Source organism: Marinomonas pollencensis (genome assembly GCF_003387375.1).
In the GTDB taxonomy this organism is placed as follows: Bacteria; Pseudomonadota; Gammaproteobacteria; order Pseudomonadales; family Marinomonadaceae; genus Marinomonas; species Marinomonas pollencensis.
Map to the genome: position 1 here is coordinate 1 of NZ_QUNG01000015.1, position 23889 is coordinate 23889.

The window sequence follows — 23889 nt, forward strand, 5'->3', positions numbered from 1 at the left end:
AGAACAATCAACATAAAGCGAATTGACGTGTTTGACTCTCGTAAGTCTTCAATTTTTTTGATCAACTACATTCCGGCAAAACCGAACTGCGATGACCTTCTGAAGACTCCAGCGAGCGCCCACACAAATTATCTGATTATCTATTTTAAAGAGCGTCTGACTTGTCGGTCGACTTACTTAGCAAGCTAAGTTGCAAAGCGTTGTTTGCGTCGTTGTCCGTGTCAGTGGGTGCGTATAATACATTCTGAAAAATTTTGCGCAAGCACTTTTTTAAGTTTTTTATCTTTTTTTAAAAACATGCTTTAGCAGGGGAAACTGTTCCCAACGCATCAGAAGTAAAGGAAGTAAAAAAACCGAGAACCAGAGCGCTGTTGAGATATCACTTTTTACTTGCCACCAAAGGTGTGCAATTACCGCTAATGCAGCAAGATAAATAAAACGATGTAGCTTTTTCCAATTGCGCCCTAACCGTCGCATCATTTTCTTAGTACTGGTAATTGCCAATAAAAAGAGAATTAAGATCGCTAGCACTCCGGCATAGATATAAGGCTTTTCAATAAGGTCTGATCGAATCCAAGACCAGCTTAGCCCTGCGAACAACAAAAGATAGATAACCAAATGAAGTAGTGAATAAAAGAAAGCGGTTAATCCCACAAAACGTCGATAACGTGACAACACTTTTAATGCTTTGATTTTTGCTAATGGGGTTAATGCCAAAACAGACACAATATAGACCCCAGCCCAAGAACCACTTAAGGGCATCAAAAGCTTGCCTGGGTCAGGAAAGTAACGTCCCATCAATAAGGAAGTAAGCATCCAGCAGAATGGCAAAGCAAATAATAACCCTATGAGAGGCTTTTCTTTTCGATCCCAAAAAGCAGACATGCTAGAAAAACCTCTTTAAATCCATACCCGAATACAGGCTAGCGACTTCTTCTTCATAACCATTAAACATCTGAGTATCGATCACATTAGGGAACAATACCCCCCCCGGCAGCCTGCGCTCTTGACTCTGAGACCATCGAGGGTGATCCACATTAGGATTTACATTGGCATAAAAACCATACTCACCGGGTGCCAATGAGCTCCAGGTAGTAAGAGGCATAGTTTCAACAAAACGAATTTTTACAATGGATTTGATCCCTTTAAAACCGTACTTCCATGGTATAACCAGCCTTACTGGCGCTCCATTTTGATTGGGTAGAATGCTGCCATACATGCCCACGGTAAACATGGCTAAAGGATTCATCGCCTCATCAATCCTCAACCCCTCTCGATAAGGCCACTCTATACTTCCACTATTTTGACCCGGCATTTGCTTAGGGTCATAAAGAGTTTCGAAATACACATACTTAGCTTTTGACGTTGGTTTAAAACGCTTTAGTACATCCCCTAGTGAGACGCCTACCCAAGGAATGACCATAGACCAAGCTTCAACACAGCGATGCCGATAAATTCGTTCTTCAAGTGCGGATGTTTTAATAATATCGTCCAGATCAAAAGTACCTGTATTTTCTGCCTCCCCTTCTACCGTAATAGTCCAAGGACGTGTTTTGAAATTATCAGCTCGCTCTGAAGGGTCTCCTTTTCCATAGCCAAATTCATAAAAGTTATTATAGGTTGTCGCTACATCATAAGGTGCCGGCGTTTCACTGCTGCCATAAGGGGTTTGAATAATTTGACTAAATGCTTGTTTGACTGGGGTAGGAGGAGTTAAAGGGTTTCCACCTTGAAGTGCAGCAAACACATTGCTGCCACCAACGCCGAGTACAATCCCACTGGATGCTTTCATAAATTGGCGACGATTAAGGTAGATGGTCTTTGGAGTTACTTCTGATTCAGAACAATCCGAACGTTTTTTATTTTTAATTAACATCACTAAGCTCCTTACATAATAGAAAATAGACTACCCTCTCCTAAACTAGTTCCTGAAAACAAAAAAGGCCCAGTTTGTTGCACAAACTGAGCCTTTTCATAGATTACAGGTACTAACGAAATCGTTCAGAGACAACGCCTAGCAGACCCCAAATACCATATAGACAAAATACCCCCATCAGAACAATCGCTGGTTCTAGCGCTACAAATACCAATACCAACACAGCAATAAGCAGTACAACAAAAGGCACTCGACCTTTTACATCTAAATCTTTAAAGCTGCGGAATTTAACATTACTCACCATTAATAAACCAGTAATAGGAACCAATAATGCCATCACAGTTGCCAGACTCGCTCCCGTCATACCACTGTCGTTGGCTGCCCATATAACACTCGCAACAATCGCCGCTGCAGCAGGACTTGGTAAGCCGGTGAAGTAGCGCTTATCTTCTGTTCCTATCATGGTATTAAATCGCGCCAGTCGTAACGCCGCACCAACCGCGTAAATGAAAGCAGCAATCCAACCCACTTTACCTAAAGGTGCCAATGCCCAAGTAAAAGCGACCAAAGCTGGTGCAATACCAAAAGACACCATGTCTGCAAGTGAATCATACTCGGCACCAAATGCACTTTGGGTTCTCGTTAACCGAGCCACTCGCCCATCTAGCCCATCAAAAACCATGGAAATAAAGATAGCCACAGCGGCATGAGTAAAATCGCCATTCATTGCCGCAATAATAGAATAGAAACCGGAAAACAACGCAGCGGTGGTAAACAAATTAGGCAGTAAATACACACCTCTATGTGGTTGCTTTTGCTCACCATCTAACGTGTCGTCTAGCTCTACTTCCGCCCCTTCAATTGGATTTTTTTCCGTCTCTTCAATGGGCATATCGAATACCTTTTCAATTTTTTTCTTCATTATAGTAACTTGGCGAATGATCGCTTCGCAGCCTCAATAGTAAAATCAATGTCATCTTCTGTATGTGCTTGAGAAATAAAGCCAGCTTCAAAAGCCGCTGGAGCAAGATACACCCCTTCTTCCAACATATGATGGAAAAACGCAGCAAAGCGTTCAACATCACATTTCTGCACATCCGCAAAACGCGTTACTTGCTCTGCATCCGTAAAGAAGAAACCAAACATCCCACCTTCATTTACCACACAAAATGGCACACCGGCTTCATCTGCAGCCGCCTTTAACCCAGTGACTAAACGCTTGGCTTTTTGCCCTAATGTTTTGTGAAAGTCTGGCTCACTAATTTTATTTAATACGGCCAGACCTGCCACCATAGCCACAGGGTTACCAGATAATGTGCCCGCCTGATATACAGGACCCAAAGGGGATATGTGAGACATAATCTCGCGCTTACCACCGAAAGCTCCAACAGGCATACCCGCACCAATAACTTTACCCAATGTTGTTAGATCCGGGGTAATGGAATAGCGTTCTTGTGCTCCACCCAATGCAACTCGAAATCCGGTCATGACTTCATCAAAGATAAGCACCGCACCAGAGTTATCACAAACCTCACGTAGGGTTTCTAAAAATCCAGCAACTGGCGGAACACAGTTCATATTACCAGCAATCGGCTCCACAATAATGCACGCAATTTGCTCACCCAATTCAGCAAAACACTGTTTCACTTCTTCAATATCATTGTATTGTAAAGTCAATGTGTGCTGCGCCAATTCGGCAGGCACTCCAGGTGAATTAGGTACCCCCAAAGTTAAGGCTCCAGAACCCGCTTTTACCAGCAAAGAGTCTGAGTGACCATGATAACAGCCTTCAAACTTAACAATCTTATCCCGACCAGTGTAACCTCGAGCCAAACGAATCGCGCTCATGGTGGCTTCTGTTCCTGAGTTCACCATGCGAACCATATCCATGGATGGAACCAGCTCACATACTTTTTCCGCCATGGTGATTTCTACTTCAGTGGGCGCACCAAAACTTAGCCCTAAGTCTAGCTGCTCACGCACCGCATCTAAAACATCTGGGTGAGAATGACCTAAAATCATTGGCCCCCAAGAACCAACATAATCGATATAACGCTTTTTATCTTCATCAAAAAGGTAAGCCCCCTTTGCTTGATGGAAAAATACAGGAGTCCCGCCGACACCATTGAATGCTCTTACTGGGGAGTTAACGCCACCAGGAATACGGTGCTGTGCTCTTGCGTACAAATCTTCTGAACGACTCATAATATATCTCGACTCTACAAATCAAATTAAAAGGGCTTAACTATCACTAAAATAACAATAGCAATGAGTATGATGACAGGGAACTCGTTAAACCAACGATAAAAAACATGCCCTCTAGTATTCTTGTCTGCCGCAAATTTTTTCAACAAACGACCACAGGCATGATGATAACCCAATAAAATAATGACTAAGGTGATTTTAGCGTGAAACCAAGCCGAGCTCATGTAATAAGAGGGGCTATAGGTCATTAACCAAACACCAAATACCACAGTGGCTATCGCCGCAGGCGTCATGATGCCCCGATAAAGCTTTCTTTCCATAATTTTAAACCGCTCAATGCTCACCTGATCCGTGCTGCTTGCATGATAAACAAACAGTCTAGGCAGGTAAAAAAGCGCAGCAAACCAGCACACTAAAGATATTACGTGGAACGCTTTCACCCACAACATAGCTAATTATCCTTCAATAAAAATTGATCTAATTGACGACGAGACACTAAACACATTTTTTCTGTGCGCCTCACCTCAATCAAGACATCGGCTCGACCTGAAGCCTGAAACCAAGAGAGCATTTTCTCTAATGAAGTAGGCTCAGGAATAGCCATAGACGGAGTGCAATCTAATGCTTTAGATAGGTCCATCAAAACCTGCTCACCATCCACCACTAAAAATGGAGAGGGTCCAAGATGGATGGATTGTAAGGCACTCAACACGGCCTCACGACGAGCTAGCATCCACTGACCACTCACCTCAAAGGCGACATAGTCTACCACACTTGAGCCAAGATCTTTTAATCGCTCAATGGACTCATGGGCTGGAAGTACGACCACGGGTTCAGCAACTGACATCACCGTATGGTGTTGCAAGTAACGCTTAAAAGGACTCATAGATGAAGACAATCCAACGTATTTTAAACGCTGAACAAAGGCAGATTCTTGACGCAACAATAAACGCATAATCAGGCAGGATAAAACAATGACCAGCATCGCAGGCACAATCACCTCCGAAGTATGGGTCATTTCAATCATTGCAATAAGAGCCGTAAGAGGAGCTTGAAAGCAAGCCGCCATCATCGCGGCCATGCCCAATAAAATGAATAACGCCATTTCATGATTGTATGGTAATAAACTGTCAAACATAAAGGCGGCCTGAGCACCAGCTAAGCCACCAATCACAAATGTTGGGCCAATCATACCACCTGGGATGCCCAATCCAATTGACACTGAAGTCAGCAAGGTTTTTACTATTATGACTGCCAACAAAGAACTCACCAGCGTCTGCCCAGATAACAAAGCAATCAATGAGTCGTAACCGCCACCCAAGGTTTCAGGCAAATAAATGGCGACCACAGAAGTGACGCCCCCCACTAAAGAAAAACGCCACCATACAGAAACCTTCCCCACTCGCCACAATACTTTCTGCACTTTTAAAAAGAGAAAGGCCAATGTAACAATAAAGCCAACTAAAGCTAAACAAGCGATAAAAAAATCAGGCGTAAATTGTGCAGTGGACAAATGGTCTATATCAAATACTTCAATACGACCCAGTAAATACTCACTGACCAGCATTCCTACTACCGAAGACAATAAAACGGGCAACGCCATCCCCATGCGGTATTCGATAAAAATCACTTCAAAAGCAAACAAGACACCGGCAACAGGGGTTTGAAAAGCCGCCGCAATGGCTCCAGCCACACCGCAAGCAACGAGGGTTTCTACACCGTATTGGGGCAAACGCCCATGTTGGGCAAGATAGCTACCAAACGTGGCCCCTAGATGAACCGCTGGACCTTCTTTACCAATAGACAAACCGCCAATTAAACTGATCGCCACGGTAAAAAATTGCACTACTGCATTTAACACAGGAAGAATACCTTGGTGATAATTCAACCTTTCCACAACATAAGGCACACCAACACTGCGTAATTTAGCTGGCAATAAAGTAAAAATGACGGCCAAGACAAAGCAAGCCACAATAGGAATCAATACCCGCTGCCAAACTGGTAAGCTCTCAAATGCCTCGCTACCACCAGCCATAAACAACTGACTGAGAAACATAATCAGCCAATATAGCAATGCCATGACTAGCGCACTCAATAAGCCACACACAGCTCCAAATAATGACAAGACCAATAAGTCATCATTCGAGCGCCGTTGCTGCTGCCATTTTTCTTTTAAATTAAATTCACTCAGAGCAAGATCTCCCTATCGCAGAGTAAAACCTAAAGAGTTAAGTATGCCTGTTCTGGCCTTTCAAATACGCTCGAGACGAGATGACAAACACATATGTGTAACCACTTTAGCAACATTTGGCCACTGATCCATATCACTGCGAATTTCATTGAGCCTAGACATACTCGATGCTTCTACCAATAACACTAAATCCACATCACCACTAATAGAATGTGCCAACTTAATCTCAGGCAATGCATTGATATAAGGTTGAATAAGTTCACACGACAAGGGCCGAAACGTAATAGAAAAATACGCACTAACAGACAAGGCTGATGCACAGTTAATATGGGCATGATATCCAGTGATATGGCCCTTTTCTTCCATTCGCTTTATACGGTCGGTTACGGCAGAGCGGGACAGGTTTACTTGTCTTGCAATATCGGACACAGATTGCCTAGCATCCTCCACCAGCAACGCGACTATTTTCTTATCGTACTCATCTAACTGCATATTGTCTTCTCTATGATGTCAAAACAAGACAGAGCGCGTTTATAAACTGCATTTTGACGCTCTTAAAGCTCATTTTGCTAGGCCTACGCTCTCGCTATATAACGTATTCTATTACAAAGTCTTTTAAACATTATCAGGATTAACTCAATGGAATACCAGCGCACTCTAGGCCCTTTGCAGGGTATAGCCATGACAGTCACAACCTTTATCGGTACTGGTCTAATGCTACTGCCTGCATTGTCCGTCAGTCAGGCTCAAGGTCTCGCTCTTTATGCCTGGTTAGTAACCACGGCTATTATTCTGCCTGTTGCATTCGTGTTTGCCCTGTTAGGTAGTCGCTTTCCTTCTGCTGGCGGAGCGTCTCATTACATTGGACGCGTTTTCGGACCAAAAGCAGAAAAGGCGGTTGGGTGGTTATTCTTAAGCATCTTATTGGTTGGTCCCGCTGTAGCAATCAATATCGCAGCAGCCTACTTAGCGGTGGCACTTAACCTGACACAAGATAGCGTGTTTATACTAAGTATCGTTACTGTATTTGCCTCTGTTTTTTATGCCTTAGCGGGGATAAAAAACGCCTCTCATTTTCAATCAATTGTTGTTATTGGCTTAATTATTGTGGTCGTATTGCTGTCTTGGCAAGGAGACTTGATTGCTGCGACAAAGGTCATTGAGATCCCCACTCAATGGTCTCAATGGCAAACCGCCTTATTAGCAATGGGAACTATTTTCTGGTGTTTTATTGGGATTGAGGTTATGGCTCACATGGGCGCTGAATTCAAAAATCCAGCACGAGATTTTCCTATTGCGCTACTCGGTGGCATGTTCATTGTTATTGCGCTTTATCTCGCTCTTGTCCTATTAATTACTCATCATCACACCTTCGGAGATGAGATCACCAACAGCCAGTCATTAGCCTTGCTTGTTGGGAAGATTTTTGGCGAACATGCCAAAAAGCTATTTGCTATCGGCGCCTTCATTATTGCCTTTGCTAACACTGGAATGTATCTATTAGGCTTTGCCCGCATGGTGCAGTCCATGTCATCCCAAGGCGCATTACCGAGTTTGTTCTCTTATCTATCTAAAGATGGCACACCAGTTTTCGCCGTCTACTTTGTTGCAGCAATGACTCTTAGCTCTATCCTTTTAGGACATTTTTCAGAGTGGTCTTTACACTGGTTTATAGAAATGACGAACGGGGCTTTTTTGCTTATTTATACCTTAACTTGCATAACGTCTTTGAAGCTTTTACCGAACAAACAAAAATGGCTCGGCCTTTTGGCTTCTGCCTCTTGCTTATTAATGACGAGTTTCGTTGGCATTAGCATGCTGTTTGCATTGTGTATTTTTGCTATCGCAGCTTATTTCGAATATCACAAGGCGAGGAAAAAGCGCATACCAGATCATAAAATTCATGTACAATGATGCGATCAAATTCACGCATAAAAGCGCCCGACGCTTTTATCTGTAAAGGAGGCAAATGATGCCATTACTAGACAGTTTTCGAGTTGACCACACCCGTATGGACGCACCTGCTGTTCGCGTTGCTAAATCCATGGCTACCCCAAAAGGCGATACTATTACTGTATTTGACCTTCGCTTCTGTGTCCCTAACGAAGAAATCCTACCTGAAAAAGGCATTCATACTTTAGAACATTTGTTTGCTGGCTTTATGCGTAACCATTTGAATTGCGACAATGTTGAAGTGATCGACATTTCGCCAATGGGTTGCCGTACTGGTTTTTACATGAGCCTAGTAGGTCAACCTTCTGAAGAAGTGGTTGCAGCGTCTTGGAAAGCAGCAATGGAAGATGTACTAACGGTAAAAGCAAAAGCCGATATTCCAGAGCTAAACGAATATCAGTGCGGTACTTACGAAATGCACTCTTTAGAAGAAGCGCAAGAAATTGCGAAAATGATTCTAGACCGTGACGTAAAGGTCAACTCGAACGAAGAGCTTTACCTAAGCGAAGAGTTCCTAAAAGAACATAGCTAATACCTGCCTAATTAAAGCCAGCAGGTTATCAGACAAAAAAACGGAGCATCATGCTCCGTTTTTTATCTCTACTTGTCATTAAACCCGAGACGCTGTTGCCAAAAAAGCACTTGCCAGCACAAACACACTCCCCATTCCACGATTCATATTCCGCATTCCTTTAGGGCTTCGAATCAAACGACGAATTTGCTTACCACTCATAGCGTACACATATGCTGCAATAAACTCGGTCATACAAAACGTTAATCCCATCCAAAAGAATTGTGCCGCCACAGGCTGATTCAGATCCAACAACTGAGGAAAAATCGCTGTAAACAGCAAGATAGCCTTTGGATTACTAATAGCCACGAAAAACTCTTGTTGGATTCTCGCTTTATGGCCCCGCTTTACCTTGCCGTCATTTTCGCTTTCATGCTCTTCTAGCACAACAGCAGCACTTCGCCATGTCTTAACACCGACATAAAACAAATAAGCCACACCGGCCCATTTCACCACGCCAAACCAAAAACTCGAAGAAACAATAATGGCACCTAAACCAAGTGCCGACACGAGCATTAAAATACTAAAAGCTAGATTGCGGCCAACCACCGCAATAACGGCTTTTCTAGCTCCTACCTGAATCCCGTTATGCATTGCTGTAAAATTATTTGGCCCAGGCCCTAAAGACAACAGCATCAACAAGGGTGCCATAGCCAACCACACACTAAACGTCATAATACTCAAACTCTCTAACAAGCAAACATCGATGCCGATACTCACCAGGCTAGTGCCAACTAGCAGCATCGTTATCTGGCCAAAAAAGAGCCCGACTTTACCTTGTTCATCCGTGGCTGTCAGCCCAGCAAAAGTGCACCGAGTAAGGTTCTTTAACTGTCATTAAATAGTCAGGTTATCCATCCTATTTAATGACACCAGAAGGGCACCTTAATTAATAAAGCCAACCCCATGTTTTACTTTAGAATCAAAAGTAAAACAGGATAATCCCCCTTTTTTCCTACTGTTGTCAGTGTCATTAGGTCCGTAGAATTTCCTGACTTAGTTTCATTATTCTAGGATTAAATACTATGACTATTGCCCACCTCTTTTTATGGACCACTGCTGCTATTTGGGGATTGGCATTTGTTGCCCAAAGCATGGCAATGGATTCAATTGGCCCTCACAGCTTTAACGCGGCGCGATTTCTGTTGGCGACGCTATCCCTTTTACCTTTATTGCTTATTTTCAAAAGCAAAGAAAAACAAGACACAAAACAACTTTGGTTAGGAGGGATTGCTGGCGGAGGATGCCTCTTTTTAGGCTCCACTTTTCAGCAAGTTGGCTTGCAATACACCAGCGCAGGAAATGCAGGTTTTATCACTAGTATGTACATTGTCTTAGTTCCTATTGCCGGCACTCTACTTGGTCATAAAACCACATCGAATACCTGGCTTGGGGTATTATTAGCCGTTATTGGGCTTTATTGTCTGACTGTTGGCCCCAATTTTACGATCAATAAAGGCGATGCTATAGAGCTAGTTGGCACCTTTTTTTGGACAGCTCACGTGCTAATCATCGCTTATTTGTCTCGTTATGTATCAGCACTGCCTTTATCAATTGTGCAATTTATTGTCGCAACATTACTGTGCTCCATTACCGCACTAATGTTAGAAGCCCCTACATTAAAAGGCTTAGAAACAGCTTGGTGGTCCCTTGTTTATACTGGAGTGGCATCTTCCGCTATTGCTTTTACACTACAAACATTAGGACAAAAAAACGTGGCACCTAGCATCAGTGCATTGATTCTTTCAACAGAGGGTGTATTTGCGGTAATCGGAGGGTGGATGTTAATGGGAGAGTCCTTGTCCAGCCGTGGGATGCTTGGCTGTGGCTTTATGCTAGCCGGAATTATTATTAGCCAATGGCCTAGCACCTCACGCAAAGCAGAATCATTTGCTTCTTAGTGGTCTTTACTCTGCATTGCCCGTTCTACATTGACGGGCATTTCAAGGTCTTTAGCTGTAGCCAAAATCATCATGGTATTTGTGTCACTAAACTCAATAAGGCGCTCCAGTAGCTCATCTAACAATGACATAGAGCGCACCGCTACACGCAGCACAAAAGCATAAGGCCCAGTGACGTTATAGCAAGTAATAACCTCATCTAAACTGAGAATCAAAGCCTTAAACTCTCGCTCTTTGGTTCGATATACTTGGCATTCTACTAAAGCAGTAATTGGGATACCCACCTTTTCTAGATTAACCTTAGCGCCATACCCTGTGATGACCCCAGACTCTTCCAGTTTGCGAACTCGCTCGGCGACAGCAGGAGCGGAAAGATGGACTAACTTACCCAGTTCAGCGTAACTAAGTCGGGCATTATCTTCTAATGCCTTCAGCAGCTTCCAGTTTGTTTTATCCACACTTCCCTCATCGCTTTAGTTATTGGTTATCATGTTAAGGCTTAATATAATTAGCGAATTCACTTACGGCATCAACGACTTCTTTCGCCCCTGTTTGAATCTCGATAATAACTTCCCCCGCCTCACCAGCTAATGACAAACCTTGTTCTGTTTGTTTACGACCATGTTCAACCATGCTGACAGCTTCTTTGGCTAAAGCTTGGTTACGCTCGACAACCTCTACTATTTCATCGGTGGCATTTGACGTTCTAGAAGCAAGCTGGCGAACTTCATCTGCAACGACAGCAAAACCTCGTCCCTGCTCTCCAGCCCGGGCGGCTTCAATAGCAGCGTTTAATGCTAATAAATTGGTTTGATCGGCGATTTCGCTAATACTCTTGATGATATTTCCTACTTTCTCAGATTGCTCATCAAGATCCGAAATACCTTTTGAAACAAGCGTCATTTGATTCGCCAGTTCATTCATAACCGCCACCGTATTTTTGATAATATCACTGCCTTTCACAGCGGTTTCATCAGTGACCTTAGAGGTTTCATAGGCTAAATTGGCAGCAAGACCTATGGCTTGTTCTTGGTTAACTTGATCGGTAATAATGGTGGCGAATTTCACCACTTTGTAGAATTGTCCGTGAGTGTCAGAAATAGGATTATACGATGCTTCTAGCCAAACCGTTTCCCCACGACTATTAAATCGCTTAAAACGGTCTGCTATAAACTCTCCTCGTTTTAACCTTTCCCAGAATTCACGATACTCTTTGGATTCAACTTCTTCTTGAGAACAAAAGAGGCGATGATGCTTTCCTTCTAATTGCTCTTTGGTGTAGCCCATTGAATTCAAAAACTTATCATTGGCAGTAATAAACTGGCCATTTAAGTCAAACTCGACAACGGCAGTTGAGCGCTGCAAGGCCTTGATCAGATTTTCATGTTGAATCGAAGATTCAATGGTCCGAGTGAGGTTATTCGCATGAACCGAAATATAATCAATACTTCCATCTAATCTTCTAACGGGCTGAACAATGGCTCTTAGCCAAGCATGGCTGTTTTCATGTCTGGCAACTTGAAAGGCTCCCGCCCAATGTTTTCCTGAAGAAATTGAATCCTTCATGAGTTTGAAATGCGCCGTATCCCTTAGGTCTTTTGGCACAAGATCGACCATTTTTTTTCCGAGAACATCCTTCTCTTGGAGGTTGAGCTCCTCTAAAAATAGTGAATTCACTTTGATTACTTCGCCTGAGTCAGACAGTGTCAGACTCAGCATTTCCCTATCTAAACGATCCCTCACTTGACGTAGCGATAGAACCTCTTGCTGTAAAAGATCGTAATCCTGTTGCGCTTTTTTTCTTCCAAACATAGTCCCTGTTCCTTGGCTACAAACCTCTAAGTCAATGCGAAGTATATTTATTTAATGTCACAAGCAAAACAAAAAGATAACACTAATAATACAGTTTATGCGGACATTTTTTCTATATCATTACCCTTTATAGAGGACAAACTCAATCACTAGAATAACTTTTGCCATAAAACACGCTCCACAACGCCTTACTCTTCTTGAAAACACTTTTTAACTTCGTCAATGACGGTCTGAGTACGGCGACGTAAATACCGTGTGTGATTTAGGCTCAAATACAAAGATTCTTTTACTGGTGAGTCAAGCGCATTTTTACAAATTAACTCTTGATCGGCGAAAGCGTTTACTGCATGAGTCGGTAAAACAGTAAAGCCCAAACCTAAACTCACAGGCTTAAGAATCAAATGAATCTGATTCGAGAACCCCTTAATATCCAGCATATCTATGTTTTGAAACTCTGGATAATTCTGGCTTAACAGTGAGCTTGCGTAGTGCGCCCCATCAGGATGATCAATAAAGCCTAATTGAACTAGATGGTGCCAAGAAGGAGCAGGGCATGACGCTGGCGTCACCAGTAATAAGGCCTCACTAGATAACAGCTGGCACTCCACTTCTTTTAGCATCGAGCGCCGTGACATGATGCCTAAATCAATTTTTCGTTCCGCTAAAGCACGCTCTACATCAGCATTTGGAGCGAAACGATAGTCCATCGCCAAGCCTGAGAACGATTGCTGTAACGTCAGTAATTGAGGATATAGCTTTAAGCCAATACTACCAGGAGACATGATTCGTACCCTTCCTTCCACCTCCACATTATCACAAATTTTAGAGTCTAAATCTGACAAGCTAAGAACAATTTTCTGTGCCTCGTCATACAGGCGTTCTCCAATATCTGTTAAAGAAAATTGCTTCCCGTCCCTTACTAACAAGGGAACATCAAAATGCTCTTCTAATTTTCGAACCTGCTGACTCACGCCAGATTGAGTCATATTTAGCTTCTCTGCCGTTCGGGTGAAATGCCCTATGTCCACAAGGGTACAAAAAGTGCGCAACCAAACTGGATTTATCATTACGTTTTATTCTCATTAACATAAAAAATAATAATTTTATATTATGAAAAAGCCTCTGTAACCTATTATTAAATTCAATAACAGGAGCAAAAAATGGCTAATGCATACCCTAGAAGCTTTTCTCATATCGGTATTTCGGTACCTGATCTAGAAAAAGCAGTAAAGTTTTACACCGAAGTACTCGGTTGGTATGAAATCATGAAACCAACAGAGATTGTTGAAGACGATAGTCCGATTGGCGAAATGTGTACGGATGTATTTGGAGCAAAATGGGGCAGTTTTCGCATTGCTCACCTTTCTACAGGTGATCGTATCGGTGTTGAATTATTCCAATTTAAACACCAGGAAAATCCTGAAAATAATTTTGAATACTGGAAAACTGGGATTTTTCACTTTTGTGTTCAAGATCCAAATCTTGAAGAACTGGCTGAAAAAATCGTTGCGGCAGGCGGGAAAAAACGTATGAAAGAGCCACGCTATTATTACCCAGGAGAAAAACCTTACCGCATGATCTACATGGAAGACCCTTTTGGTAATATTCTAGAAATCTACAGCCACAGTTATGAACTGACCTATGGTGCTGGAGCCTACTAAAGTCTTACCCGATAATGCGCCCTTTGCTGACAGCAAAGGGCGCATTAGTTCATGAGGCTTTAAACAGTCTCCTCCAATCCCACTAGTGCGGCTTCAATTTTAAGTCGATATTCTTCAGGCAATGCCACTGCCTTTTTTAGCTTCTGAGAAAAGCACACATAAGTCACCTGAGCTTGTGCGACAATCGCTTGCGTCTTACTGTCGACTATATTTTGCTGCATACTGATACTACGATTACCAAGCTTTGAGAAGGCGGTTTGCACTTCAAGAACATCGCCAAAATTCGCTTCTTTTTTAAAGTCTATATTGATATTTACCACCACCCACGCAATTCCTTGCGACATCATCTCAGCGCCAACACCAAATTCTTCAAAAAATGCCCAACGCCCCTCTTCAAGAAACTCTAGATAACGAGCATTATTGACATGTTGAAAAATATCTAGATGATAGCCTCTTACTTTTATTTGAACTGTATTTATCATTACCTTCTTCCTTTTGGTCATCCATGATCAAAATCCTACTGAGGCAAAGAAGAGAAAAAAATAACAAAATCGCTCGACTTTACTGGCATCGCTTTCTAGGTCACACTGCTAGAGTGTTTCTATCTGGACGCCATAATGCTTGATACTCTATCCATCTCCCAAGCTCGTAAACTGGCATTAATTTCCCAAAAACTACCACGCGCAAAATACGCAGGCATATCAGGCACATTGGGTGTCATTCAACATTTGGGGTACATCCAAATAGACAGTATTTCCGTGGTCTCTAGAGCTCATCACCATACACTTTGGAACCGAGTTGTTAATTATCAGAGCGATTTTATTGACACCTTGCTAGAACAGCAGCAGATCTTTGAATATTGGTCTCATGCTGCCGCTTATTTACCCATTGAGGACTTCCGATACTCATTGGCAAAAAAAGCCCATATAAAGGCACAAAAACATTGGTTTGAGCGAGACCAAAGGGTCGAAAAAGAAGTCTTAACAAGAATTCGCTCTGAGGGACCTTTGCAAGCTAAAGACTTCCAAAAACCCAAAAATCATACCCCTGGTTGGTGGCGCTGGAAGCCAGCGAAGCAAGCTTTAGAACAATTATTTATGGCAGGTGAGTTAATGTGCCCTAAGCGAATCGGCTTTCAAAAAGTCTATGATTTAACAGAACGGGTACTGCCTCAACATTTAGATCTAACCATGCCAAGCCAAGCAGAAATCGCACAACACCTAATCACCCAAGGAGTACGGAGTCATGGCTTAGTACAAGCGCAAGATTTAAGCTACCTAAGAACTGGATTGCAAGCGTCAATCAAAGAACAAATCCAAGCTATGTTAGAGGAAAAACAGTTACAAAAAGTTAGAGTAAATAACCAAGATTACTTGACCACAGACTCTTTATTGGCACAACTCAGCACCCCGATATCTCGCCAGCAAATCAAACTACTGTCGCCTTTTGATAATCTCGTTATTCAGCGCAAGCGACTTAAACGACTATTTGATTTTGATTATCGAATCGAATGCTATCTTCCGGCAGATAAGCGTCAATATGGTTATTATGCTTTGCCTATTATTTGGCAAGGAGAGCTAGTCGCCAGAATGGATGCCAAAGCAGAGCGAAAAACAGGCCTGTTTATCATCAAAAATATTGTTTTAGAGTCAAAACACCAGACAAACGTGGAAGCTTTTTGCCACGCATTGATTGCCGAACTTGAAGCTTATGCAAACTTTAATCGATGCCCAAAAATTACACTTCTAAATGCTCAGCCAGCCACTCTCAAAGTCACACTATCTAGTGTGTTAATGCAGAGATATTCGCCATAAAAAAGGTGGCATTTAGCCACCTTTAAAATAAACAAAGCCGTTATTCGCTTATTTTCTATCACCTTTACCATGGTGCATCATCTCGCCGCACTTTTGTTGGTGTTTTTTCTCGAATTCCATTAATTTTTCTTTTTGTGCTGGCGTTAAAATGCTTAACATTTTGAACTGGTTTTCTAAACGATCAACTTGACGCTGTACTCGATTGTTTTGGGCTTCTTTTACCATCGCCTCGGCTTTATCTTTATCGAAAGTATCAGCCATTAAGAGATCATTCATACGCTTATCACGGGCGTCCATTTTGGCTTTCATTTCTGTGCGATTTGCGTTACGCAATGCTTTGAACTGCTCTTTTTGCGCATCGGTTAACTCTAAACGCTTCATGATTTTTGGATTAAGAACTGGCCCTGGCTGACAGCGCTCCATAGCGGAACGTTTATGATCATCTTTGCCAGCAGCAAAGGCACTGGCGGTGCCTAAGGCAATGGGAAACATCACGGTCGCTAAGATTAGTTTCTTTGTCATTTTCATCATCGATTCCTTTTTCATACTAGAAGAGCTGCTTTGCTCAAAATGCCTAACAAAACAGCGATGGATATAGCATAAAACTTACTAGGTAAACTGACGTCTATGGATGGTAAATTATCGTAAAGGCGCAGCGCCTAGTGTTAATTCACAGTAAAATAACACTCTGTTCTTACAAAGGTTAAGGACGCGCTTCACCCAGTACTCTTTATATGAAGGAAACCTAATGGCCCATATTCTCCTAATTGATGATGATATCGAACTCACTGATTTATTAAAGGAGGTGCTCACTCTTGAGAACTTTACGGTGTCGATCGCTCAAGATGGCGAAGCTGGGTTAACGGCCATGAACGATACTATCGATTTGGTCTTATTAGATGTAATGATGCCAAAATTAAATGGCATTGAAACACTAAAGCAGCTTCGTGAAACTTGGCAAGTGCCGGTGTTAATGCTTACTGCCAAAGGCGAAGAAATCGACCGAGTTATTGGCCTTGAGCTCGGCGCTGATGATTACCTACCAAAGCCTTTTAGTGAACGAGAACTACTGGCGCGCATTCGAGCAATCCTTCGCCGAGCGCAACACACTATAGATAAAAAAGAACATAGAAGCGATAAACGTCATGACCATATTAGCTACCAAGATATTCAACTCTATCCTGGTAAACTAGAAGCTTATTGCAATCAACAGCTGCTTGACCTAACCAGTACCGAATTTGCACTACTGCATCACTTTTTGCTTCACCCTGGTGAAGTTATGACCAAAGAAGTACTTAGTTTAGATGTGTTAGGTAAACGCTTAGCGGCTTTTGATCGCGCTATTGATATGCATGTCTCTAACCTACGTAAAAAGCTGCCAGACCACACCAATGGTAAGCCCCGAATTAAAACATTACGCGGTCGTGGGTATTTATTGGTGGAAGAAGAATAATGCGCTTACCTAAAATCACCAGTCTTTATGGTCGTATTTTTGCAATCTTCTGGTTCACCATGTTTCTGGTCTTGATGGCCGTGCTGGCATTACCACACCTTGACCCAAGGAATGTGAAAGAACTTCCTCAAGATAGGTATAACGAGCTGCTCACCCTCACCAAACATATCGAACACCGCTTCGCAGCAGAAAAAGACATCTCGATCATTAGCCAATCACTGGTCGTGAAATACAACGACTACACCCAACAACTGGATCAGGAAAAACAACAGACTTTACGAGCGCGAAAGGAGCATAGCCAACCGCCTATGCTGTTTATCGTTGATGACAAGGACACTATTCTCACTCAATATCGCGCGCCAAATTTTGTCTACCGAACCGTGCGCAACTTTATCACTTCTGTCGACGCTGCTAGCTTTCCAAAGCAGCGATTGTATGGACGCTTTATGGTCTCAGGTCCTATTCCTATTAAGCTTGCTGATGCTCAATATCAATTGTATCTTGGAGAAAGGTGGAATCGCCCACCTGGGTTCTTGTTTCAGTTATTTGATCACCCTTTTCAACTTCTGTTAGCCGTTATGCTTGTTAGTACCCCTCTGCTTCTTTGGCTTTCGTGGGCCTTAAGCCAACCTGCTCGCCGCCTAGAGAAAGCGGCTCAAAGCGTTGCTAGAGGTGAATTCACAATAGACCCTGAGCTGGAAAAAGGTACCTCCGAGTTTCGCCAAGCTGGCGCCAGTTTTAATCAAATGGTTCAAGCGGTAAACCAAATGATTTCGCGCCAACAACGGCTTCTTTCAGACATATCCCATGAACTAAGATCGCCATTGACTCGGCTTAGAATGGCGCAAGCGTTAGCGACACGAAAACAAGGAGAAAGCCAAGAATTAATACGTATAGATACCGAGGCACAGCGCCTTGAACAAATGATTAGCAAGCTATTGGAGCTGTCTCGTATGCAAGTGGACAGCCATGTAAATCGTGAAAAACAGCCACTGCAAAGCCTCTGGGAAGCATTGCTAGAAGACACTCAATTTGAAGCAGAACAAATGGGTAAAAAACTCACTTTTAACCCTATTCCTGCGCGTGACATTTATGGTCACCCGCAACTATTAGTTAGTGCGTTAGAAAACATTATTCGCAATGCGATCTATTACGGCAAAGATACTATCAAAGTCACTATGACAGCCTCAACGGAGCAATTAATTGTTCGCGTTGAAGACAATGGTGAAGGAGTACCTGAAGAAGAGCTAAGCGACATCTTTCGGCCTTTTTATCGAGTCTCTACCGCAAGAGATCGCCATACTGGAGGGACTGGGCTAGGGCTCTCTATTACCGAGAGCGCCATCCGCCAACATAATGGAGCTATTCAAGCCTCGCGTAGCGCGCTTGGCGGACTACTAGTAGAAATTCATTTACCGTTAGCCTGAGTAAGAGAGTCACTAAAAACACGCCCATCAACCAGTGTAAACACCTCATTGGCTTTTATGTGGGTTTGAAAATAGCTGTGATCACCATAGTACTGAAAACCATTTTTTAGTACTTTTTTATTCCACCACTTCTTAAGATTTTTACCGATACGGGATTTACTACGCAAATCATGCATCGAGTCAAACGAGACCACTTTTGCTTTCTGCTCTTCTAGCGTTAGCTGATGACTGTAGCAAGAAAATTGGCCAAACACAGAAGAGCCATTAAACCATGGTGGTAATGCCGTTCTTGTATGCTCGGGGCCATAAGGGAATTTCTTGATTTTACGCAGGTGATTCACGTACATCAGAACTCTTTCTGGAACATGGGCACCCTGTTTAATCGCCAAGGCTAAGGCATGAGCGGACATAACATGTTCCACATGCGGATCAATTTCCGGCTCAGTAACCAGTACCGTAGAGGGTTTAATGCGCTCCAATAAATACACTAGGTCATCAATCAAAGATTGACCAGAGCTGACGTTCTTATCATCACTGGGTAAAGACAATGTATTCCATGTGCGACTGATTGCTGGACTAAGTGTTGGAAGGTAGTGATCTTCTTGTTCTTGATTAGGGGTCTTATACAAGCTGTCTTTTGTTAGCCCAAAATACCCAAGTGAAGACAAATTTTCTAATTTCACCCCAGCTAACAGAGGCGTCGACATGCTATTCCAAGCTCGAATATGCGCTTTTCGTAACACGGCATCATCCATGCTATCGTCTAGATTAGGAATATATTGCCGATCTAGTTTTTGAACATTTTGACCTGCATTAATCGTTGTTATCCAAATCTGCTCAGAGTATTTCTCATATAACCCATAAGCAGCCAACTCAGCATCATCAGCATGCGGTGCAATAATTAAAATTGGTCCATCAGCTAAATCTGGCTTTTTAAATCCCAATAACTTGGCTTCTAAGGGCAATTGGCAGTACTCGCCAGATAACAACAAAGAAGGGGCTCCCTGTGACGCTTCAATCAGGCCACTAAGATTAAAGTAACGCTCTCCCACCTCATCTGCTTCAAAGTACTGTACCTGCCCTATTGAATCGAGGTGATCCTCACTTAATGCCGCGCTAATACGTCCCTGCTTCTTCTTACTCGTTGACTGATAAGAAAAAGCTAATAACCAAGTGTAATCTTTTAAGTCTAAAGCGGAAAAACCTATTAAGTCGGTCAAATGCAATAGTTTTTGATCACTTTTTGAGGATGAGATGTGCTTGCTTAAAGTGACACTGCTTTGCCAATCAGGTTGCAAAGCATATTGGTAATCGCGTTTATTCATAAAGTTTTCTATCAATCAAGTAAGTTCATTGAACAGCCGTAAATTAAAGAGGATGCGAGCAAGTCCTCAGTCCTCAGTCCTCAGTCCTCAGTCCTCAGTCCTCAGTCCTCAGTATGTGGATAACTGCTTGCTATTCGGGGCAAGCATTGAATGTAAATAGTGGACCTATTGACGATTCATCTTAAAGGCTGAGATGACTTATTCGCACCTTCCTCAACAAGCTGTTAAGTTAAATATGCGTCACAGTATTTCTTAGCAATGTATTCTTCATCGAATTGCTCTAATGCTTTTGCAATATCAGCCTCGAGATTAGGTGTAGGAGCTTGCTCTAAGGCTAACATCATTTTCTGAGCCAGTGACTCTGGGGTTTGTTCAGCTAAGAAGCCACTTAGGCTGCCTAACATAATATCTCCTACCCCGCCTGGACAGTTGGTCGCAACCACACGAGTTCCACAAGCAAGCGCCTCAATGAGTACCATTCCTAGCCCTTCGCTTTTTGAACTCAAGACAAAAAGGTCCGCCTGCTTATACCAAGGAAATGGGTTACTCTGCTGACCTTTTAAAAACACGCATTCCTCTAGCCCTAGCGCTTTTATTTTACTCTTAATCTTCTCTTTTTCTTTTCCTTCGCCCACCAAAACCAAATCTTGTTTAAGTCCATAATGTTGACGAGCGAAACAGTATGCATCGATTAATAAAGGAAAATTTTTACCAGGAACCAAGCGCCCTAAACCTAAAATATAGGGTTTTTCATGGTAGCTAACATCTGGGGTTAAAGTGACAGACTCGCGCAAAATATGCGCATAATCGTTAGGATTACTAATCGTCAAAACGCTTGTACAGGAGATAGAAAAAGAGTCAAGCAAGTCAACAAGCGTCCGCTTAGCACCTTCTGAGACACAAACCATACGGCGTTCAGAGAATAGCAACGAATACATGTGTCGTGAACTTTTCCCAAAATGTTCTTTGTTTTGCGTGCTTTCGCAGACAAAGACAAATCGTTTATCTTTAAGCGGCCAGACATGAGTAAAAGTCCCTTGTCCTCGAAAGATAATAAGATCAAATTGTCCCGTTTTTTGCTCAAGTTTCTTTAATTTATAAGCGAAAGCCCGTGCCTCAGCATAAGCAAAAAATATTGAAAAAGATTTGCGAAAAAATATATTGAGTAAGCGGCAAAGGATCATCCAAACGCACCCAATCCCACTCCATAACACCCACTTTTGTAAATTAAACAAATGCAGTTTTACTTCGCTATTACTAGGCTTTATTTCGACTTTTCGGTCTTTAAAATAAATAAGGTGAGTATCATGTCCTTGTTTAGCAAAGGCATCGGATAGACTGCAAGCCACTCTCTCCATACCTCCCATTTTAAGTGAGTTCACTACAACCGCAATTCTCATTCTGCACCCTAAAGCGTAGCCGACCATGCACATGGGCCTATGGTGACAAAGTAAATGAATAGGCTTTATTCGCTACTTGAAATGGAATAAAGCTAAATTAATCAACTAGTTTAACCCGTTCTAAAAGCGATATCTAATATCCTGAAAAGATGATTTAAACACCAACAAAAGAAAGCCGGGGTTGCCATCAGGCTGATGACTAACCTGTCACCAGATCTCCACTACCCAAAGCACGCTTTCTGCTGACAATAACACTGCAAACTAACATAACTCCTGTCACGCCAAAGGTAGCAAAAGTTTCTGGGCGATACTCCACTGATAAGCACATATAGCCTAAAACAGCTAAAATCACCCCGATGGTTAACCAAGTTAACCCAGGAAACAACCACATTTTAAACTCTAGAGTGTGTCCTTGCTGCTCCATACTACTGCGCATTCTTAATTGCGAAACAGCAATAACAAGATACACCACAAGTGCGATCGCTCCCGTTGTCGACAATAAGAAACTAAATACCTTATCAGGGAATACATAATTTGCAAAACAGCCAGCAAACCCAGCTATTGTGGAGAAAATGACAGCTAAACGAGGGACACCCCGGCTCGATAACTTTGTCGCAATAGCCGGTGCATCGCCTCGTCGAGCAAGCGAATAAAACATTCTTGACGCTGTGTATAAGCCAGAGTTCATACAGCTGCATACTGCTGTCAAGACAACAATATCCATTAACAATTTTGCGTGTGGGACATTCAATGCGGTTAGCACAAACTGGAAAGTACCTTGTTTAAGAGCTGGGTCATTCCATGCAACCAAAGACACCACGACAAAAATAGACAGCAAATAAAACAAAGCAATACGGTAGATAACGAGCTTAGTCGCTTGACGAATTTTAGCTTGTGGATTTTCTGATTCTGCGGCCGCTATGGTCACAATTTCTGCACCAAAAAACGAAAACACAGTGATCAAAACGCCAGCCAGTACAGCCCCAAAGCCATTTGGCATAAATCCCCCGTGGGAATAGAGACTGGCGATACCACTCACATTAGCCAACGGCCACACCCCGAAAATGGCCAATCCACCCGCCACGATAAAGGCAATAATGGCCAACACTTTGACCAAAGCAAACCAAAATTCAAACTCACCAAAGCTTTTGACATCCCATAAATTGGACAGGGTCAAAATGACCATAATACCAATAGCAAACTCCCATGATGTTATACTGTGGAACCAAGCATGGAGTATGTTTGCCCCGGCAATCGCCTCCACAGGAATCACTAACACCCAAAACCACCAATACAGCCAACCAACAGTAAAACCAGCCCAAGGCCCTATCGCTCGTGCGGCATAAGTAGAAAACGAGCCAGAATCCGGGTTTGCAACCGCCATTTCGCCGAGCATTCTCATTACCAGCAACACTAAAAGACCGGTTAACGCGTAGGAAATAATAATGGCGGGGCCTGTGGTTGCAATAGCACTGGCTGAACCAACAAATAAACCCGCCCCAATAATTCCAGCAATAGAAATCATCGACACTTGCCGATTCGTTAACCCTGCTCCCAACTGATCGCTTGATGTGCTACTACTCATAGTGATTTTCTCCACTTCTCAAACTCGTTTTCATTAAACACTGAGCTGGCTAATACAAAAATGCCTTACTATGTGACAGTGCTTTTAACGCCTTACTGAAATGAAAAAAACCTATGAAAGCAATGTATTAACAATAGCTTCTAACTCATAAAAAAAGCCGTACACAGGAGTCCCCATTCAGAATCGCGGCAAATAGTTACCGTAATTTTGGTCACACCTCAAGACAAACTCCGCCGCCACAAACTGATCACTCGTAGAAACTCCTAAATCCTGACAAAATCCTCTCGTTTTTCCAGCTCTGACTGCTAAGCGCTTCATATCATAGACAATTTGGTTATTTGGCCTCTCTTGATATGCAAGCTCAGATGGCATCTGGCCAAGCGTCATCCTAAATTCCTCGATAGTAAAAAAACCGTCAATATAAAAATCGAACCCCTGCAGTGCTCTGTGCTTTTTCAAACAAGATGATGGATTTTTTATGGATAACAGAAGGAAATAGCAGCGACGCCAAAAAGTATTGTTATAACGTGATTTGAATAGCATTCAGATGGGAAAGGCTTTATTCGGTTAATTCCTGTCTCCTTCCAATAAAGCACTTCCGTCAAACAGGCCGCTCGTGACTCTCAATGAATCATGCCATTGCACTCGAGTAAACAGATCGTTTACAGTCATCGCCTCAATGCAACTCCTAAACGCAGCATGCTTTTTAACATCA

23 protein-coding genes are annotated in these 23889 nt (G+C 42.6%); 7 read left to right on the forward strand and 16 right to left on the reverse strand.

What is annotated here, in order from left to right; genetic code table 11:
- Window positions 1-279: 279 nt before the first annotated feature.
- The 7 genes from DFP81_RS15780 to DFP81_RS15810 form a co-directional block, all read right to left on the reverse strand.
- The gene (locus DFP81_RS15780; protein ID WP_245959192.1) at window positions 280-885 is read right to left on the reverse strand and encodes a protein-methionine-sulfoxide reductase heme-binding subunit MsrQ; all 606 of its coding nucleotides are present in this window, start codon (window positions 883-885) and stop codon (window positions 280-282) included.
- A 1-nt stretch (window position 886) separates the two neighbouring features.
- Complete coding sequence (msrP, locus tag DFP81_RS15785) at window positions 887-1876, reverse strand: protein-methionine-sulfoxide reductase catalytic subunit MsrP (RefSeq protein ID WP_115898862.1); 990 nt, start codon at window positions 1874-1876, stop codon at window positions 887-889.
- 112 nt (window positions 1877-1988) lie between these two features.
- Window positions 1989-2798, reverse strand: coding sequence for a CDP-diacylglycerol--serine O-phosphatidyltransferase (pssA, locus tag DFP81_RS15790; protein WP_245959193.1), 810 nt, complete (start codon window positions 2796-2798; stop codon window positions 1989-1991).
- Window positions 2798-4081: a glutamate-1-semialdehyde 2,1-aminomutase gene (hemL, locus tag DFP81_RS15795; RefSeq protein ID WP_115898863.1), complete on the reverse strand. Its 1284-nt coding sequence runs from the start codon at window positions 4079-4081 to the stop codon at window positions 2798-2800. Before hemL ends, pssA begins: the two co-directional genes overlap by 1 nt.
- A gap of 26 nt (window positions 4082-4107) precedes the next feature.
- Window positions 4108-4530, reverse strand: coding sequence for a protoporphyrinogen oxidase HemJ (hemJ, locus tag DFP81_RS15800; protein ID WP_115898864.1), 423 nt, complete (start codon window positions 4528-4530; stop codon window positions 4108-4110).
- 2 nt (window positions 4531-4532) lie between these two features.
- On the reverse strand, window positions 4533-6206 hold the full coding sequence (locus DFP81_RS15805) for a chloride channel protein (protein WP_245959194.1): 1674 nt from the start codon (window positions 6204-6206) through the stop codon (window positions 4533-4535).
- A gap of 126 nt (window positions 6207-6332) precedes the next feature.
- Window positions 6333-6764, reverse strand: a complete 432-nt coding sequence (locus tag DFP81_RS15810) for an Lrp/AsnC family transcriptional regulator (protein WP_115898866.1) — start codon at window positions 6762-6764, stop codon at window positions 6333-6335.
- Window positions 6765-6911: 147 nt separating this feature from the next.
- Here DFP81_RS15810 and yjeH point away from each other — a divergent pair, with 147 nt between their 5' ends.
- Window positions 6912-8186: an L-methionine/branched-chain amino acid transporter gene (gene yjeH, locus DFP81_RS15815; protein ID WP_115898867.1), complete on the forward strand. Its 1275-nt coding sequence runs from the start codon at window positions 6912-6914 to the stop codon at window positions 8184-8186.
- Between the two features lie 58 nt (window positions 8187-8244).
- Window positions 8245-8757: an S-ribosylhomocysteine lyase gene (gene luxS / locus DFP81_RS15820; protein WP_115898868.1), complete on the forward strand. Its 513-nt coding sequence runs from the start codon at window positions 8245-8247 to the stop codon at window positions 8755-8757.
- Between the two features lie 78 nt (window positions 8758-8835).
- Here luxS and DFP81_RS15825 read toward each other — a convergent pair whose 3' ends face one another.
- Entirely contained in the window at window positions 8836-9540 is a 705-nt protein-coding gene (locus tag DFP81_RS15825) for a LysE family translocator (protein WP_245959196.1), read from the reverse strand.
- Between the two features lie 281 nt (window positions 9541-9821).
- Here DFP81_RS15825 and DFP81_RS15830 point away from each other — a divergent pair, with 281 nt between their 5' ends.
- On the forward strand, window positions 9822-10697 hold the full coding sequence (locus tag DFP81_RS15830; RefSeq protein WP_115898869.1) for a DMT family transporter: 876 nt from the start codon (window positions 9822-9824) through the stop codon (window positions 10695-10697).
- On the opposite strand, the gene DFP81_RS15835 is transcribed toward DFP81_RS15830, so the two are convergent.
- The 3 genes from DFP81_RS15835 to DFP81_RS15845 all read right to left on the reverse strand — a co-directional run bounded on the left by DFP81_RS15835 (window position 10694) and on the right by DFP81_RS15845 (window position 13576).
- Window positions 10694-11155 carry an Lrp/AsnC family transcriptional regulator gene (locus DFP81_RS15835; protein ID WP_115898870.1) on the reverse strand — a complete coding sequence of 154 codons (462 nt, stop codon included), beginning with the start codon at window positions 11153-11155 and terminating at the stop codon, window positions 10694-10696. The two genes, DFP81_RS15830 and DFP81_RS15835, sit on opposite strands and share 4 nt — an antisense overlap.
- Before the next feature lie 34 nt (window positions 11156-11189).
- Window positions 11190-12509, reverse strand: coding sequence for a methyl-accepting chemotaxis protein (locus DFP81_RS15840; RefSeq protein ID WP_115898871.1), 1320 nt, complete (start codon window positions 12507-12509; stop codon window positions 11190-11192).
- A 188-nt stretch (window positions 12510-12697) separates the two neighbouring features.
- Window positions 12698-13576, reverse strand: coding sequence for a LysR family transcriptional regulator (locus DFP81_RS15845; protein ID WP_115898872.1), 879 nt, complete (start codon window positions 13574-13576; stop codon window positions 12698-12700).
- A gap of 93 nt (window positions 13577-13669) precedes the next feature.
- On the opposite strand from DFP81_RS15845, the gene DFP81_RS15850 reads away from it, so the two are divergent.
- Window positions 13670-14170 carry a lactoylglutathione lyase family protein gene (locus tag DFP81_RS15850; protein ID WP_115898873.1) on the forward strand — a complete coding sequence of 167 codons (501 nt, stop codon included), beginning with the start codon at window positions 13670-13672 and terminating at the stop codon, window positions 14168-14170.
- Window positions 14171-14229: 59 nt separating this feature from the next.
- Here DFP81_RS15850 and DFP81_RS15855 read toward each other — a convergent pair whose 3' ends face one another.
- Window positions 14230-14652, reverse strand: a complete 423-nt coding sequence (locus tag DFP81_RS15855; protein ID WP_115898874.1) for an acyl-CoA thioesterase — start codon at window positions 14650-14652, stop codon at window positions 14230-14232.
- Between the two features lie 135 nt (window positions 14653-14787).
- Here DFP81_RS15855 and DFP81_RS15860 point away from each other — a divergent pair, with 135 nt between their 5' ends.
- Window positions 14788-15984: a winged helix-turn-helix domain-containing protein gene (locus tag DFP81_RS15860; protein WP_115898875.1), complete on the forward strand. Its 1197-nt coding sequence runs from the start codon at window positions 14788-14790 to the stop codon at window positions 15982-15984.
- Between the two features lie 48 nt (window positions 15985-16032).
- Here DFP81_RS15860 and DFP81_RS15865 read toward each other — a convergent pair whose 3' ends face one another.
- On the reverse strand, window positions 16033-16506 hold the full coding sequence (locus DFP81_RS15865) for a Spy/CpxP family protein refolding chaperone (protein ID WP_245959197.1): 474 nt from the start codon (window positions 16504-16506) through the stop codon (window positions 16033-16035).
- A 226-nt stretch (window positions 16507-16732) separates the two neighbouring features.
- Between DFP81_RS15865 and DFP81_RS15870 the strand changes: the two genes are divergently transcribed.
- Window positions 16733-17437 carry a response regulator gene (locus DFP81_RS15870; protein WP_115898877.1) on the forward strand — a complete coding sequence of 235 codons (705 nt, stop codon included), beginning with the start codon at window positions 16733-16735 and terminating at the stop codon, window positions 17435-17437.
- On the forward strand, window positions 17437-18864 hold the full coding sequence (gene cpxA / locus DFP81_RS15875) for an envelope stress sensor histidine kinase CpxA (protein WP_115898878.1): 1428 nt from the start codon (window positions 17437-17439) through the stop codon (window positions 18862-18864). Before DFP81_RS15870 ends, cpxA begins: the two co-directional genes overlap by 1 nt.
- On the opposite strand, the gene DFP81_RS15880 is transcribed toward cpxA, so the two are convergent.
- The 3 genes from DFP81_RS15880 to DFP81_RS15890 form a co-directional block, all read right to left on the reverse strand.
- Window positions 18846-20189 (reverse strand): PIG-L deacetylase family protein, encoded by a 1344-nt coding sequence (locus DFP81_RS15880; RefSeq protein ID WP_115898879.1) that lies wholly within the window; start codon window positions 20187-20189, stop codon window positions 18846-18848. The genes cpxA and DFP81_RS15880 overlap by 19 nt on opposite strands.
- 224 nt (window positions 20190-20413) lie before the next feature.
- Window positions 20414-21589 carry a glycosyltransferase gene (locus DFP81_RS15885; RefSeq protein WP_115898880.1) on the reverse strand — a complete coding sequence of 392 codons (1176 nt, stop codon included), beginning with the start codon at window positions 21587-21589 and terminating at the stop codon, window positions 20414-20416.
- Window positions 21590-21788: 199 nt separating this feature from the next.
- A complete protein-coding gene (locus DFP81_RS15890) occupies window positions 21789-23174 on the reverse strand; it encodes an amino acid permease (protein WP_115898881.1) in 1386 nt (461 codons plus the stop codon).
- Window positions 23175-23889: the final 715 nt, after the last annotated feature.

What these genes read in the sequence shown, in the direction of transcription:
- DFP81_RS15870 (WP_115898877.1), top strand. Translation starts at nt 16,733, where the DNA reads ATGGCCCATATTCTCCTAATTGATGATGATATCGAACTCACTGATTTA.
- DFP81_RS15830 (WP_115898869.1), top strand. Translation starts at nt 9,822, where the DNA reads ATGACTATTGCCCACCTCTTTTTATGGACCACTGCTGCTATTTGGGGA.
- pssA (WP_245959193.1), bottom strand. Translation starts at nt 2,798, where the DNA reads ATGAAGAAAAAAATTGAAAAGGTATTCGATATGCCCATTGAAGAGACG.
- DFP81_RS15860 (WP_115898875.1), top strand. Translation starts at nt 14,788, where the DNA reads ATGCTTGATACTCTATCCATCTCCCAAGCTCGTAAACTGGCATTAATT.
- DFP81_RS15865 (WP_245959197.1), bottom strand. Translation starts at nt 16,506, where the DNA reads ATGACAAAGAAACTAATCTTAGCGACCGTGATGTTTCCCATTGCCTTA.
- DFP81_RS15825 (WP_245959196.1), bottom strand. Translation starts at nt 9,540, where the DNA reads ATGCTGCTAGTTGGCACTAGCCTGGTGAGTATCGGCATCGATGTTTGC.
- hemL (WP_115898863.1), bottom strand. Translation starts at nt 4,081, where the DNA reads ATGAGTCGTTCAGAAGATTTGTACGCAAGAGCACAGCACCGTATTCCT.
- msrP (WP_115898862.1), bottom strand. Translation starts at nt 1,876, where the DNA reads ATGTTAATTAAAAATAAAAAACGTTCGGATTGTTCTGAATCAGAAGTA.
- DFP81_RS15855 (WP_115898874.1), bottom strand. Translation starts at nt 14,652, where the DNA reads ATGATAAATACAGTTCAAATAAAAGTAAGAGGCTATCATCTAGATATT.
- DFP81_RS15850 (WP_115898873.1), top strand. Translation starts at nt 13,670, where the DNA reads ATGGCTAATGCATACCCTAGAAGCTTTTCTCATATCGGTATTTCGGTA.
- DFP81_RS15810 (WP_115898866.1), bottom strand. Translation starts at nt 6,764, where the DNA reads ATGCAGTTAGATGAGTACGATAAGAAAATAGTCGCGTTGCTGGTGGAG.
- luxS (WP_115898868.1), top strand. Translation starts at nt 8,245, where the DNA reads ATGCCATTACTAGACAGTTTTCGAGTTGACCACACCCGTATGGACGCA.
- DFP81_RS15885 (WP_115898880.1), bottom strand. Translation starts at nt 21,589, where the DNA reads ATGAGAATTGCGGTTGTAGTGAACTCACTTAAAATGGGAGGTATGGAG.
- DFP81_RS15780 (WP_245959192.1), bottom strand. Translation starts at nt 885, where the DNA reads ATGTCTGCTTTTTGGGATCGAAAAGAAAAGCCTCTCATAGGGTTATTA.
- cpxA (WP_115898878.1), top strand. Translation starts at nt 17,437, where the DNA reads ATGCGCTTACCTAAAATCACCAGTCTTTATGGTCGTATTTTTGCAATC.
- DFP81_RS15845 (WP_115898872.1), bottom strand. Translation starts at nt 13,576, where the DNA reads ATGATAAATCCAGTTTGGTTGCGCACTTTTTGTACCCTTGTGGACATA.
- DFP81_RS15890 (WP_115898881.1), bottom strand. Translation starts at nt 23,174, where the DNA reads ATGAGTAGTAGCACATCAAGCGATCAGTTGGGAGCAGGGTTAACGAAT.
- DFP81_RS15840 (WP_115898871.1), bottom strand. Translation starts at nt 12,509, where the DNA reads ATGTTTGGAAGAAAAAAAGCGCAACAGGATTACGATCTTTTACAGCAA.
- hemJ (WP_115898864.1), bottom strand. Translation starts at nt 4,530, where the DNA reads ATGTTGTGGGTGAAAGCGTTCCACGTAATATCTTTAGTGTGCTGGTTT.
- DFP81_RS15880 (WP_115898879.1), bottom strand. Translation starts at nt 20,189, where the DNA reads ATGAATAAACGCGATTACCAATATGCTTTGCAACCTGATTGGCAAAGC.
- yjeH (WP_115898867.1), top strand. Translation starts at nt 6,912, where the DNA reads ATGGAATACCAGCGCACTCTAGGCCCTTTGCAGGGTATAGCCATGACA.